Below are 12,735 nucleotides of genomic sequence, written 5' to 3'. Positions count from 1 at the left end.
CGGTCACTCGCCCTTCTTCATGCGCGCATAGATCTTCTTGCACTTCGGGCACACCGGAGAGCCTGGTTTGGCCGAGCGGGTGACGGGGAAAGTCTCACCACACAGGGCGACAACGATGTTGCCCATCACAGCGCTCTCGACGATTTTGTCTTTCTTGACGTAGTGGAAGAACTTCGGGGTGTCATCCTCTGTCGTCTCGTCGGTTGTGACTTCGGGCTTGTCGAGGGTCTGCGTATCCACCATGAGAACAATTCTGCCTCGACAAGCCGCGATGGGCCAACGCGTGTCGTGGTGGGCCGGTACGCAGACCACATCAGGGCCGGTACAACTGCAGGTGGCCGTCCGGCAACGAAAGTGGGACAGTGGAAAACATGGCTCCGAAAGAACACGCGCCGGAGACTTTTCTCATCACCGAGGCTCAAACCTCTCTGGAAGAACAGCACCGGGCCCGCGTACGCAAGTACCTGACGTTGATGGCGTTCCGTGTCCCCGCACTGGTCCTCGCGGGGGTCATCTACGGAGCAACACAGAACGGGTTCCTGGCGCTCGGAGTGATCATCCTGTCGATCCCGATCCCCTGGGTCGCGGTGCTGATCGCCAACGACCGGCCGCCTCGCGCCAAAGGCGAAGTGCCTCACTACAAGTACGGCACCGAGCGGACCAACCAGCTCACGGAGAAGCGATCCTTCTTCGGTCTCGACAGACGCGAGGAGTGAGCGCCCTGGGTTCAGTTGCCGAGCTGCACACCATCGCGGACGACCTACGGACCGCATTTCGGCAGGCCGGTTACACGGCCGACGGGGTACTCGATCTGCTCGGCGACGAGGCCCATGGGGCATTGGGGCGTGGTGAACCGGTACCTGTTCGGCGGGCGTGTGCCGACAGCGGCACTCTCGGAACCCTGATCCGGCTCCTCCTCCTCGGTGACACCTGTACCCGGTCACAGGTGTCTTCCGCGCTGTCGCCGGTGGACATCGACCAGGCGATCAGCGTCGGACTCCTGGAGGCCGACGGCCCCGGGTACTGCGCGGCCATCGATGTGCGTCCGGTGGACCTCGGGTCGGGCAACCGCTGGCTGCTGTCCGACCTCGACGGCACGATGCGCCGCAAGGCGATCACCGAGGACCACGTACTCGGTGTCGGACACGCATCGTTGTCCCTGCTGAAGGCGACCGCGACGGATCCCACCGGCTCCGTGCTCGACGTCGGCACCGGCTGCGGCGTCCAGGCGATCCATGCCGCAGATTTCGCGGGCCACGTCACGGCGACCGACATCACCGATCGCTCCCTGGCGATGACCCGCGCGGGCTTCGCGATCAATGGCATCGACCCCGGCCGGGTCACCTTGTCCAAGGGCGCCTGGTTTGGGCCCGTCGGCGGCCAGAAGTTCGATCGGATCGTCGCGAATCCACCCTTCGTCGTCGGTCCACCCGAGGTCACGCACACCTACCGCGACTCCGGCCTGGACCTCGACGGCGCGAGCGAGCTCATGTGCCGTACGGCGCCGAAGTTCCTCACCGAGGGCGGGACCGCCTCGATGTTGGCCTCCTGGGTCATCACCGGGGACGACTGGCGGACGCGAATCTCGCAGTGGATCCCGGACAGCGGGGTCGACGCGTGGGTGGTACAGCGCGATGTCGCCGACCCCGCCCTCTATGTGGGTACCTGGTTGCGCGACGCCGGTCACGATCCCCGCGACCCCGCATCCGCAGAGCTCGCCGACCGTTGGCTCAGACACCTCGAGCGGTCCGGGGTGTCCGGCATCGGGTTCGGGTTCGTCTTCCTGCGCCGCACCGACGAGCCGACCGACCTGCTCGCCGAGGAGCTCGGGCACTCGTTCGACGATCCGCTCGGGCCCGAGGCCGACGACTACCTCCGCCGCATCGCGTGGCTGCGAACTCATCACCTGGCGAACGAGCGCTTCTCGGTCACGGCGGGCGCAGCCCTCGAACGGGTGGCGACGCTCGACCCCGACACCGGATGGCAGGACGTGGTGATGCGTATCCACCGTCCCGACGGTCCGCGGTGGAGTCACGAGATCGACACCCTCGGCCAGGCGCTGCTCGCAGGCCTCCGTCCCGACGGGTTGACGCTCGGCGAGGTCACCGATCTGCTCGCGGTCGCAACCGGTGACGAACAGATCGACGGTGCGGCCGTGGAGCACCTCGTCGAGGGTTTGATCCGCCACGGAATCGTTCTCCCGGCGGGTTGGAACGCATCCTGCCGGGAAACCTCAGGGCACTCTCAGTAACTTCTCAGACCGGTTATCGGAAAGCGCTGGTCACAGCGCCGGCGCCGGGGAACCCTCGTGGAACTATCTGGGCAGCCTCCTCCGTTGAACCAAGTGAAGACAACCGCACTTGAGGAGGCCGACATGTCCAGCCCCACCACCATCCGTCCGGCGATGACCGAACAGGACCTGGATGCGCAAAGCCCGGCCGCGGACCTTGTTCGCGTCTACCTGAACGGCATCGGCCGCACCGCACTTCTCAACGCCGAGCAAGAGGTGGAACTGGCCAAGCAGATCGAGGTCGGCCTCTACGCCAAGCACGTTCTCGCCACCAGGAAGCGTCTGACAGCAGTCAAGAAGCGCGATCTCGCGACTCTGATCCGCGAGGGTGAGTCGGCCCGCTCGCACCTGCTGGAGGCCAACCTGCGGCTGGTCGTCTCGCTGGCCAAGCGGTACACGGGCCGCGGAATGCCGTTGCTCGACCTGATCCAGGAGGGCAACCTCGGTCTGATCCGGGCGATGGAGAAGTTCGACTACGCCAAGGGCTTCAAGTTCTCGACCTACGCCACCTGGTGGATCCGTCAGGCGATCACCCGCGGCATGGCAGATCAGAGCCGCACGATCCGGCTCCCGGTCCACCTCGTCGAGCAGGTCAACAAGCTGGCACGGATCAAGCGCGAACTCCACCAGCAACTCGGGCGTGAGGCCACCGATGACGAATTGTCGTCGGAGTCGGGTATCCCGGCCGAGAAGATCGCCGACCTGCTCGACCACAGCCGGGACCCGGTGAGCCTGGACATGCCGGTTGGCAGCGACGAAGAGGCACCGCTGGGTGACTTCATCGAAGACGCAGAGGCCACCTCAGCCGAGAACGCCGTCATCGCAGGACTTCTGCACACCGACGTCCGTACGGTTCTCGCCACGCTGGACGAGCGGGAGCAGCAGGTGATCCGGTTGCGGTTCGGACTCGACGACGGTCAGCCGCGCACCCTGGATCAGATCGGCCGGATGTTCGGCCTCTCGCGTGAGCGGGTACGCCAGATCGAGCGCGAGGTCATGTCGAAACTGCGTCAGGGCGACCGCGCAGAGCGGTTGCGCGCCTACGCCAGCTGATCATCACTGCACTTCTCTCCCACCCAGCCGCCACTGAATCATCAGTGGCGGCTGGTGCTTTGTGAGGATGTGGTCTGTGTGGCCGTGAGGCCCGATCGGCCGCCTCAACCCAACCGGCGGGGGCCCGAATCGTGCTTGGTCGGAACGGCTCCCACCCGCATCCGCGCTGCGAGCACCGCGACACCGCCCGGGGTCGCGTGAATGGGGTCGCAGACCACGTCGCGCGCCTCCGGGATGTCGTCGACCAGCGCCGAGATGCGCGTCACCAGATCGATCAAGGCGTTCTTGTCGACGGGTTCCTGTCCCCCGTAACCCGAGAGCAACGGCGCCGACCGCGGCGCCGCGATCAGATCCGCGGCATCATTCTCCGTCAGCGGGAGCGCGCGATAGGCGCGATCACCGAGGAGATCGCTGGTGACGCCGGCAAGACCGAACGACATCAGCGACCCGAAGGACGGATCGTCCCGGACCCGGATCACAGTGCTGATCCCCTTCGGTGCCATCTGCTGCACATGCAACCTCGACTCACCGGTTACCTCCGTCAACTCGACGACCGCCAGCTCCACCGAATGCTGATCGGGTAGGTCGAGTCGCACACCTTCCCGGTCCGCCCGGCCCCGCCAGCTCGGCGAGAATGCCTTGATGGCAACGGGATACCCGAGTTCGTTTGCCGCCGCGACACCTTCGTCGGCGCTGCTGACCTCCTTGAACGGGACGATGTGAATCCCGTAACAGGCAAGGATCTGAACGGTTCGGTCGTCATCGAGTTCGGTGACCGCACCCGCCGAAGCAGCGACCGCCTCACGGACCAGACGCCGAGCGGTGTCGGGATCGGCGTCGGAGGGCCTACGCACCTCTGAAGCCGGCCGGGACTTCCACTGGGCGTACTGCCAGGCATGTCCGAGAGCTTCCGCGGCTCGCTCCGGCCCGGGGAACGACGGTATCGACCCTCGGGCGGGCGTGCCGTGGGCTCCCAGCACCGACAAGTTCTGCGGGATTCCTTCCACGGCCAGGAATGTGGTGACCACCGGTTTGTCGGAGTCGGCCATACCCGACATCAGCGCCTGGGCGTACCGATCGACACTGACGGCGACCGGTGGCACGAACACCGCGATCAATGCGTCGACGCCTTCGTCTGCGGCAGCGGTCCGCACGGCCTCTTCGAAAGCCTCGGGCGACGCGCTCGGGCCCAGATCGACCCGTTGGACGACCTCGAGCCCGAAGTGACTCCCAGCCTCCTGTGCAAGCACGCCGAGCGCCGTGGAATTGCCGACGATGCTCACGCGTGGTCCGCGTGGTAGCGGCTGATACGCGAACACGGTCGCGCAGTCGAACAATTGAGGGATCGTCGCGACCTGGATCACCCCGGATTGCGCGAGCAGGGCCCGGGTGCTCTCGTCGTCGAGCGAGTGATCGACGGCGGCCATCGCCGGCGGCACAGCCCCTCGCCCGGATTTCACCGCGACCACCGGCTTGCCGCTGGCGACCCTGCGCGCCAGTCGCGTGAACTTCCTGGGATTACCGAAGCTCTCGAGGTACAGCAAGACGACCTCGGTGTCCGGATCTGTGTCCCAGTACTGCAGAAGATCGTTGCCGGAGACGTCGGCTCGGTTGCCTGCGGAGACGAAGGTCGACAATCCGAGCTGTCTCCGCGCCGCGGCGTCCAGGATGGCGATACCCAACGCGCCGGACTGGCAGAAGAACCCGACCGTGCCCCGACCCGGGACCAGCGGTGCCAGGGTGGCGTTGAGGGACACCGCCGGATCGGTGTTGGCCACCCCCAGGGCATTCGGCCCGACCAGACGCATGCCGTGTTCCCGGATCGATTCCACCAGTCGGTGCTCCGACTCGAGGCCCGAGTCGCTCGTGTCGCCGAACCCGGAAGACAGCACCACCATGGTCTTGACGCCCTTGTGCAGACAGTCGTCGAGGACTTCTTCGACCGCGTCGGCCGGGACTGCGACGATCGCGAGGTCGACGGGGTCGGGAATGTCGCGCACCGTCGAGTAGGCGCGGATCCCGCGGACCGCCCGGTGTTCGGAGTTCACCGGGAAGACGGGTCCGGTGAAGCCGCCGGCGATCACGTTCGCGAGTACCGCGTTTCCGACCTTCAGACGGTCGACGGAGGCTCCGATGACCGCGACGGATGTCGGCCGCAGCAGGTTCGCGACACTGCGGGCCTCCGAGCCGCGCTCGCGGGCATTGCGCACCGACAGCAGCGCCTCGGACGGGTCGATCGTGAACTCGACGTGGATGGTGCTGCCGTCGAAGCTGCGGCGCACCTGATATCCGGCGTCGCGGAACACTGCAACCATGTTGGGGTTCTCGGCCAGCACTTCTGCTTCGAAGCGCTCGAATCCACATTCGGCAGCGGCGCCTGCGAGATGCTCGAGCAGAATCGGCCCGAGGCCGCGACCCTGGTGTTCGTCGGCGACGACGAAGGCGACTTCCGCCGTGCCGTCCTTGCCATCGGCAGCCAGACCTTCGTAGATCCCGATGGCGATGATCTCCCCGCCGAGCAATCCGACGAACGCGACACGGCTGTAGTGATCGACAGTGGTCATCCGGGCGAGCTCGCGGGGCGGGATGTGCGGGAACGGACCGAAATATCTCAAGTACCTGGTGCGTTCAGACAGCGCTGAGTGGAACCGGACCAGCCCGTCCGCGTCCTCGGGCACGATCGGCCGCAGGTGCACCACGCCACCGTCACTGGCGAGCACGTCAGCGATCCAGTGTCTCGGGAAATCGTGCGGTCCGCGCTTGTCCGGGGCGATCGTCAACTCCGCTGCGTCGCTGCGGTTCGTCTCTGGCAAGTCAGTCACGGGGATCCTCCGGGTCGAGACCACACAACGGATAAACGGCACGCCGGGTTGCCATGATCGTGGCGTCGGTGCGGGTCTGCGCGGCGTCGGTGGTCCCGTCCATCAGTGGACCACCGCCATCACCATCCCAGGGCAAATAATCGGTCTGGCCACCGTCGGTCATGACTGCGACCGGGTCCGCACGCAGTGTCTCGTCGAGCATTCTGGCCTCGGCTGTCGCCGCAGCACACCAGCTCTCGTCGATCACGGTGTCCGGAGCGAGGTCGGCTCCGGTGACAGCGGAAATGAGGTGGGTCCAGCTGCGGGGTACGACGTTGATGATCCCGTACCCACCGCCGCCGACCGCGAGCCACCTGCCCTCTGAATACTTGTCGGCCAGATCGCGCATCGCATAGATAGCGGCCCGCTGCCCGTCGACCGTCAGCGACAGGTCGGTCAAGGGGTCTTGGAAGTGGCTGTCGACACCGCATTGGCTGACGATGATCTGGGGTCGGAAGTTCTCGACGACGCCGGGCACGATTGCGTTGAACGCCCGCAGCCACAACTTGTCCGAGGTCTCGGGCATGAGCGCAATGTTGACCGCAGTCCCCCTCCCGTCCTGTTCGCCGACCTCTTCGGGCCAACCGCTGCCCGGCCACAAGGTCGCCGGATGTTGGTGTAGCGAGATCGTCAGTACCCGCGGGTCCCCCGCGAACACCTTCTGCACGCCGTCCCCGTGATGTGCGTCGATGTCGATGTAGGCGATCCGGTCGTACCCCTGCTCAAGCAGCCAGCGAATCGCGACCGCGCAGTCGTTGTAGATACAGAAGCCGGCGGCATGGCCCGGCATCGCATGGTGCATCCCGCCGCCGATGTTGACGGCGCGGCGCACAGATCCGGAGGCGATGGCTGCGGCCGCTGCCATCGTGCCTCCCACCAGCACACCGGCGGCACCGTGCATCCCCTCGAACACCGGGTTGTCGACACTTCCCAGACCGAACAACCGCTCCAGGACGTGAGAGGCCCCACCCACATGGTCATCGACCGATGAAGCGCTGCGCACCGCATCCAGATACGCAGCGGTGTGCACTGTTTGCAGCAACCTGTCGTCGACTGCCATCGGAGGGATCGAGGGGACACCGTCGAGGACCCCGAGCGACTTCGACAGTGACATCGTCAGTGCCAGCCGGATAGGGTTCATCGGGTGCGTGGGCGCCCATCGGTAGCCGAGGAAATCATCGCTCCAGATCACCGCCGCGGACTGCGCGTTCGCCGGACCGGCGTCATTGCTCATGTACCGAGCCTAGAGGGCGGAGACGGAGCGGAGCGGAGCTCGACCGGATTGGCGGAGACGGAGCGCAGCGGAGCTCGACCCTATTGGCGAGACGGAGCGCAGCGGAGCTCGACCGGATTGGCGGAGACGGAGCGCAGCGGAGCTCGACCCGGATTGGCGTGTGACGCATCACGGTCAGGGGAAGGGTTGACCGAAACCGGACGTTGTTATAGGTAGCCTGGTGCAGGACGAAAGGGATGGGGATCGTGAACGAACTGATCGACACCACTGAGATGTATCTTCGGACGATCTACGACCTCGAGGAAGAAGGCATCGTGCCTTTGCGGGCACGCATCGCCGAACGCCTGGAACAGAGCGGCCCGACGGTGTCACAGACGGTCGCCCGCATGGAACGCGACGGACTGGTGCTGGTCGCCGGTGACCGCCACCTCGAACTGACCGACAAGGGCCGAAGTCTTGCGGTCTCGGTGATGCGCAAGCACCGTCTCGCGGAGCGGTTGCTGGTCGATGTGATCGGGATGCCGTGGGAGGACGTCCATGCGGAGGCCTGCCGCTGGGAACACGTGATGAGTGAGAACGTCGAGCGCCGCCTGCTCGAGGTACTGGATCACCCGACGACGTCACCGTATGGCAACCCGATTCCCGGACTCGATCAGCTCGGATATTCAGATCTGGTTCCTCCCGCGCCGATGACACGCATCTCGGAGCTTCCCCAAGGCGAGCCCGTCGCGGTCATCGTACGAAGGTTGTCCGAGCATGCTCAGGCGGACATCGAGTTGATCAGCGCACTACGCGAAGCCGGTGTCGTCCCCAACGCGCGCGTCAGCGTGACCGTCAACCCCACGTCGATCGTCATCAGCACCCCGGGACATCAGGGGCTGCAGTTGTCCGAGGAGATGGCGCACTCGGTTCAGGTCGAGAAGGTCTGACCCGAACCCTTCATGAAACTCTTGGTCACCGGCGGCGCCGGTTATGTGGGTAGCGTCTGCGCCCGAGTCATGGTCGAGCACGGTCATGACGTCACGATCGTCGACAACCTGAGTACCGGAAACGTCGAGGCGTTGCCGGAGGGTGTTCCCTTCATCGAAGGCAATGTCCGAGACGTCGCCGCCGACGTACTCGGTTCCGACGCCTTCGACGGGGTTCTGCATTTCGCCGCCCAGTCGTTGGTCGGCGAATCAGTTCAACACCCTGAGCTGTACTGGTACGGCAACGTCGTCGAATCGCTTGCCCTCCTCGAGGCCGTCCGAAGCACCGAGACCCCGCGGCTGGTGTTCTCGTCGACGGCCGCCACCTACGGCGAGCCCGAATCGGTGCCCATCCTCGAGTCCGCGCCCACCCGTCCGACCAATCCCTACGGCGCGACCAAGCTCGCCATCGATCACGCGATCACGTCGTACGCGGCGGCTCACGGCCTCGGCGCGATGTCTCTGCGGTATTTCAACGTCGCGGGTGCCTACGCCGGTGCCGGCGAGAATCGGGTCATCGAGACCCACTTGATCCCGCTCGTCCTCCAGGTCGCCCTGAGGCATCGTGAGCACATCAAGATGTTCGGGACCGACTACCCCACCGACGACGGCACAGCCATTCGTGACTACATCCACGTCCTCGATCTCGCGCAGGCCCATGCCCTGGCCCTCGAGGCCGCGGTCGCCGGCCGGCATTCGATCTTCAACCTCGGCAGCGGCACCGGTTTTTCTGTGCGACAGGTCATTTCGGCTTGCGAGGAAGTCACCGGGCTGGAGATCCCGGTGGTCGACGCACCTCGACGTGCCGGCGACCCGGCTGTCCTGATCGCGTCCAGCGACAAGGCCATCGCAGAACTCGGCTGGTACCCCGAACACACCGACCTGTCGGTCATCGTCGCCGACGCGTGGGAGTACACCCGGGCTCTCGGCGACCGCGCCCACTCGGCGTCCCTCTCGACGCGCTGACCACAATCACGCCGCCGGCCGGAGAATCGGTGGTGGCAGCTCCACCCCGAGCGACCGGGCGAGGTGATAACCGGTCTCCGCGCACCGATTGATCACACCGGGCGGTATCCCGCGCGTCAACGCGTCGTTGTAGAGGGTCGCCATCGAGTACCCCGGACTGACCGCGAGCGCCAGGTCGAAGGCGGTGCCTGCCATCGCGCCGTTGCCGTGCACGTAATGGACGAACCCCAGCAGGGTCGCGGCCGCCGCCTGCCCTCGTCCGCGCAACCTCCGGGCGGCCTGCGTGAACAGATATTCGGCGTCAGACCACAGGTCGGTCACCGCGAGCGACACGAGCGCATCACGCACATAGAGTTCGCGGAGAGCCTTGTCGAGGCGCTGGAGGTCGCCGCAACCCAGATCGCCGCACCTGCGCACGACCAGGTCGAGGACGAACTCCAGGTCAGACCGCTCTTGAATTCGACGAACCTGCTCGACCAACAGGTGCAGCGGGACGCGCCCCGTCCCCGTACCGGCGTAGTCCTGCAAGACTTCCGGATCGATCGTGGTCTGATCCACCGGTCCCGATGTCGACGCCGCCTCATCGTCGTCCGCGATGTCCGACCATTCGTCCGCGGTGGCTCCGATCAGTTTCGACTCGGTCAGTTCGGCATAGTGACGGTCGTCGATCGCCGAGATCTCGTACGCATCACACTCCGCTGACGCACAGTGAGGCAGCGGCGAGAGGTTCTCGACCATCTCGTCCCGGGTCATCAGGACACGCCGCCCGCCGGCCACCGCCCGCGCGATGGCTACCGGGCTGATCATCGGATCACCCACGACTCCATCGGCGATCCGGTCCGATTCGATCACCTCGGATCGGCGGTCCCACAGCGTGATCCATGGGCGACCGAGAGATATCGCCGACGTCCAGAAGGCACCGTACAGCCCGCCCACGGCGAGTAGGTTGCGGTCGATGATGGCCGCAAGGCGACGATAGGCGCGGCCGTGCGGGTCCATCCGATCATCGATGATCACGGCGACCACTCGCGTCGCGCCGTAGGACTCGCACACCCGAGCGAGGTGATCGATGACACCGAGCATCAGCTCGGTGGGTTTGCCGTCCGGTTCCAGTGTCAGGTCGTGACGCATCGTGGTGCCGATCTCGTCGCCGTTGCCCTCGAAGGTGATCAACACCAGGGAACGCTCCGGGACGAAGCCGAGCAGAGCAGGTATGGCGGTGATCAGCGCTGCGGGGCCCGATACCGAGGTTTCGAAGTTGTCAGATGTCATGCACCGATGGTCGGTCGTGGTCCGGACGTCGCATGCGTCCGGCGCAGCCGAATCGGGAGGTTATCCACCGATCAGGGCTGTATCCACAGGTGGCCGCTCAACCCCGGGACCGGGACAATGCCGCGGTGTAGAGCTGGTCCAGTGCCATGCCGTCGGGAGGTCGCTGTCCCGACGCGACATAGGTGACGTAGACCCGGATGCCGTCGTTCTGACCGACGAGTGCGGTCATTGTCTGGGTCATCGCACCTGACGACGTGACCCGTCGGAACGCCAGCGATTCGTCTGATTGCGCGGGCGAAGACGGCAGAACAGTCGTTGTCACAGTCGCTTTCGCGCCCTCGGTGTCGGTCGTGTAGGTGGGGCACCTCTCCAGGGCTGCCTTCAACTCCGCCAGCGGGGTGTCCACCAGAACCGTGACCGCGGACAGCGCGCCGGCGTTGGCGCCGGTGCCGGTCGCCACGAACGCGATCGCGTCGCCGGAGTCAGATGGGAGTTGCCTCGGCGCGCAGGTCGGTGGGTCGACAGTCCCGCCCGCGGCCACGCCCGCGGTGTCGCCCAGCAGAGCGCCCAGTTGTCCGCCGGTGACCTCCGTCGCGGAGTATCCGGCCGGGAAATCGGCAGGGGTCACCGAGCGCTCTCGGAGGTCGCTCGACTGGGTGGAGTTGTTCGGGCTCACGGCGGTGACCGGAGCAGCCGTCGGATCACCGTCGACCTCGGTCGTACACCCACCGATGACCAGGACGGCGGCAAGCATCGCGACCGGTATCCACCGGTGCCCGGTTCGCTCCACACAGTCCCGACTCACCTGACCACTCTCCCATCGCGAGCAGGCCATGTGGCCGTGCGACACGGCCGGTGTCACTAGACTGGTCTTTGGCTGGGCGCTTCACGTCGGCCTTCTTCAGACACCGCGATCACGCGACGCCGCTAGGGAGAACACCGAACATGGGGATCATCGGCAAGATCAAAGGTGAACTCGTCGACATCATCGAATGGATCGACGATTCACGTTCGACGTTGGCGTGGCGTTTTCCGCGCTACAACAACGAGATCAAGAACGAGGCCGAACTCATCGTTCGTGAAGGTCAGCAGGCGGTTTTCGTCTACCGCGGGCAGCTGGCCGACCGCTTCGGACCGGGGCACTACCAGCTGACGTCGGAGAACCTTCCGATCCTGAGCACCCTGCAGGGCTGGAAGCACGGGTTCAACAGCCCGTTCCGATCCGAGGTGTACTTCATCAACACCCGCCCGGTGACCGATCTACGCTGGGGCACCGCCAATCCCGTGACCGTCCGCGACCCGGATTTCACGATGGTGCAGGTACGCGCGAACGGTTTGTGTGTCGTTCGGGTGGCTGATCCTGAAATATTTCTGCGGGAGGTCATCGGGACCGATAGCGCGGTCGATGTCGACGAGATATCTGAATTGTTGCGTCGGGTCATCACTCTCGCGTTCTCGGACATGATCATGGAGACCCGCCTCGGTGTCATCGACCTCCAAGGTCGTCAGGTGGAGTTGTCCGACAAGCTCCGCGCGTTCGTATCCGAGCGCGTCGACGACGAGTTCGGGTTGGCCATCGATTCGGTCACCATGAACATCTCCCTGCCGGACGAGATCACGTCCGCCATGACCCGTGGCGTCGCCCGCGGTGTCGAGGAGGGCGGATTCCTCGACAACGTCGGCGATCTCGGCCGTTACCAGCAGGGGAAGGCGGCCGACGCGATGCTCGCGGCCGCTCAGAATCCTGGCGGCGGTGCCATGGGCGACATGATGTCCGCCGGAATGGGCGTCGCCCTGGGTAGTCAGATGGCCGGTCAGTTCGGTCGAGCGGGACAGGGGCAGCCCGCCCCCGCGGCAGGTCCCCCGCCCTTGCCCGGTACGGCGACGTTCCACATCGACAACGGTGGCCAGCCCGCAGGTCCGTTCACCGTCGCGCAACTGCAGGGGGCAGCGACCTCGGGGCAGTTCACCGGCGCCACGCTGGTGTGGAGTCAAGGCATGCCCGGCTGGGTGCAGGCTGCTTCCGTGCCGGCACTCGCCGGACTCTTCGCCACACCTCCCCCGATTCCGACGACTCCCACCACCTAGGCC

The 12,735-nt window shown here is 65.7% G+C and carries 11 protein-coding genes; 6 read left to right on the top strand and 5 right to left on the bottom strand.

The window, feature by feature from the left end:
* Positions 1–3: 3 nt before the first annotated feature.
* Entirely contained in the window at positions 4–240 is a 237-nt protein-coding gene (locus BFL43_RS26835) for a DUF3039 domain-containing protein (protein WP_084896861.1), read from the bottom strand.
* Between the two features lie 131 nt (positions 241–371).
* On the opposite strand from BFL43_RS26835, the gene BFL43_RS26830 reads away from it, so the two are divergent.
* From BFL43_RS26830 to BFL43_RS26820, 3 genes are all read left to right on the top strand, one after another.
* Positions 372–716 (top strand): DUF3099 domain-containing protein, encoded by a 345-nt coding sequence (locus tag BFL43_RS26830; protein WP_084896406.1) that lies wholly within the window; start codon positions 372–374, stop codon positions 714–716.
* Positions 713–2,251, top strand: coding sequence for a methyltransferase (locus BFL43_RS26825; RefSeq protein WP_206186761.1), 1,539 nt, complete (start codon positions 713–715; stop codon positions 2,249–2,251). The genes BFL43_RS26830 and BFL43_RS26825 overlap by 4 nt, the downstream gene beginning before the upstream one ends.
* Positions 2,252–2,374: 123 nt before the next feature.
* A complete protein-coding gene (locus BFL43_RS26820) occupies positions 2,375–3,343 on the top strand; it encodes a sigma-70 family RNA polymerase sigma factor (protein ID WP_084896857.1) in 969 nt (322 codons plus the stop codon).
* A gap of 104 nt (positions 3,344–3,447) precedes the next feature.
* Here BFL43_RS26820 and BFL43_RS26815 read toward each other — a convergent pair whose 3' ends face one another.
* Together BFL43_RS26815 and BFL43_RS26810 are read right to left on the bottom strand one after the other, a co-directional pair.
* A complete protein-coding gene (locus BFL43_RS26815; protein WP_240498532.1) occupies positions 3,448–6,156 on the bottom strand; it encodes a bifunctional GNAT family N-acetyltransferase/acetate--CoA ligase family protein in 2,709 nt (902 codons plus the stop codon).
* 1 nt (position 6,157) lies between these two features.
* The gene (locus BFL43_RS26810) at positions 6,158–7,438 is read right to left on the bottom strand and encodes an acetoin utilization protein AcuC (RefSeq protein ID WP_084896401.1); all 1,281 of its coding nucleotides are present in this window, start codon (positions 7,436–7,438) and stop codon (positions 6,158–6,160) included.
* A gap of 245 nt (positions 7,439–7,683) precedes the next feature.
* Between BFL43_RS26810 and BFL43_RS26805 the strand changes: the two genes are divergently transcribed.
* Together BFL43_RS26805 and galE are read left to right on the top strand one after the other, a co-directional pair.
* Positions 7,684–8,367: a metal-dependent transcriptional regulator gene (locus BFL43_RS26805; protein WP_084896855.1), complete on the top strand. Its 684-nt coding sequence runs from the start codon at positions 7,684–7,686 to the stop codon at positions 8,365–8,367.
* 12 nt (positions 8,368–8,379) lie between these two features.
* On the top strand, positions 8,380–9,372 hold the full coding sequence (galE, locus tag BFL43_RS26800; protein WP_084896399.1) for a UDP-glucose 4-epimerase GalE: 993 nt from the start codon (positions 8,380–8,382) through the stop codon (positions 9,370–9,372).
* A 6-nt stretch (positions 9,373–9,378) separates the two neighbouring features.
* Here the strand turns inward: galE and BFL43_RS26795 are convergent, their stop codons facing one another.
* On the bottom strand, positions 9,379–10,644 hold the full coding sequence (locus BFL43_RS26795) for a DUF4192 domain-containing protein (RefSeq protein ID WP_084896397.1): 1,266 nt from the start codon (positions 10,642–10,644) through the stop codon (positions 9,379–9,381).
* Between the two features lie 97 nt (positions 10,645–10,741).
* Positions 10,742–11,449, bottom strand: coding sequence for a hypothetical protein (locus BFL43_RS26790; RefSeq protein ID WP_168176740.1), 708 nt, complete (start codon positions 11,447–11,449; stop codon positions 10,742–10,744).
* A 140-nt stretch (positions 11,450–11,589) separates the two neighbouring features.
* Between BFL43_RS26790 and BFL43_RS26785 the strand changes: the two genes are divergently transcribed.
* On the top strand, positions 11,590–12,732 hold the full coding sequence (locus BFL43_RS26785) for an SPFH domain-containing protein (protein WP_084896393.1): 1,143 nt from the start codon (positions 11,590–11,592) through the stop codon (positions 12,730–12,732).
* Positions 12,733–12,735 lie beyond the last annotated feature (3 nt).

Source organism: Williamsia sp. 1135 (assembly GCF_002095395.1).
In the GTDB taxonomy this organism is placed as follows: Bacteria; Actinomycetota; Actinomycetes; order Mycobacteriales; family Mycobacteriaceae; genus Williamsia.
Note: the sequence above shows the minus strand (reverse complement) of the source record. Positions and strands in the feature narration are given on the sequence as shown.

Coding starts and splice junctions, on each gene's coding strand:
- BFL43_RS26830 (WP_084896406.1), top strand. CDS start 372: ATGGCTCCGAAAGAACACGCGCCGGAGACTTTTCTCATCACCGAGGCT.
- BFL43_RS26820 (WP_084896857.1), top strand. CDS start 2,375: ATGTCCAGCCCCACCACCATCCGTCCGGCGATGACCGAACAGGACCTG.
- BFL43_RS26810 (WP_084896401.1), bottom strand. CDS start 7,438: ATGAGCAATGACGCCGGTCCGGCGAACGCGCAGTCCGCGGCGGTGATC.
- galE (WP_084896399.1), top strand. CDS start 8,380: ATGAAACTCTTGGTCACCGGCGGCGCCGGTTATGTGGGTAGCGTCTGC.
- BFL43_RS26795 (WP_084896397.1), bottom strand. CDS start 10,644: ATGACATCTGACAACTTCGAAACCTCGGTATCGGGCCCCGCAGCGCTG.
- BFL43_RS26785 (WP_084896393.1), top strand. CDS start 11,590: ATGGGGATCATCGGCAAGATCAAAGGTGAACTCGTCGACATCATCGAA.